1 protein-coding gene is annotated in these 674 nt (G+C 77.2%); it reads right to left on the bottom strand.

From position 1 onward, the window contains the following. Window positions 1–475, bottom strand: a 475-nt coding sequence (locus tag ACFQ4O_RS18100) for a YicC/YloC family endoribonuclease (protein WP_378777821.1), incomplete at its 3' end; no start/stop codon positions are given. Window positions 476–674 lie beyond the last annotated feature (199 nt).

Below are 674 nucleotides of genomic sequence, written 5' to 3'. Positions count from 1 at the left end.
GGAGCGCCGCGCCCTCGGTGGCGCGCATGGACGCGAGGTCGTCGAGCGCGCGGCCGAAATCGCCAAGCGCGGCGGCGTCCAGCGCCTGCCGCTGCTCGGGCGTCTCCTGCGTCTCCACCACTTCGACCACGCCGCGCTGGGCGAGAAGCCCGTCCACGGTCGGCGGGGCGATCTCCGGCGCGCGGGCGCGGATCGCGTCGGCGGCCTTGAGCACGGCGGCGAGCGCCGCTTCGTTCACGCGCACCTCGGTCGGGCGCGGGCCGCGCTCCAGCGACAGGGTGGCGTGCAGCGTTCCCCGGTGCAGCCTCGATGCGGCCGCGGCGCGGGCCTGCGGCTCCAGCGCGTCGAAGCCCGGCGGCGTGCGCAGGCGCAGGTCGAGCCCCTTGGCGTTGACGCTGCGGATCTCCCACGTCCAGCGCAGGTCGCCGACGCCGCCGGCCACCCGGGCGAAGCCTGTCATGCTGGCGATAGCCATGGGATCGTCTCCGTCTCGGGCGCGGGGCGTCGGGTCCGTTCCGGCTTGTGGACCTTCGGTCCGCGCCCCGTCAATCGGCGCGGCGCGGACGCGGCGTCACCGCCTCGGGCGCGCCGGCTGCTGCGGCGCCGACGAGGTCGGCGCGGAGGTCGAGGCGGGCTGATCCGAATCGCCGCCGTCGGGCTCGGGCGTGGCCTCG

The organism is Methylopila musalis (assembly GCF_042679725.1).
GTDB lineage: Bacteria > Pseudomonadota > Alphaproteobacteria > Rhizobiales > Methylopilaceae > Methylopila > Methylopila musalis.
This window is presented reverse-complemented; position numbering and strand designations above follow the sequence as displayed.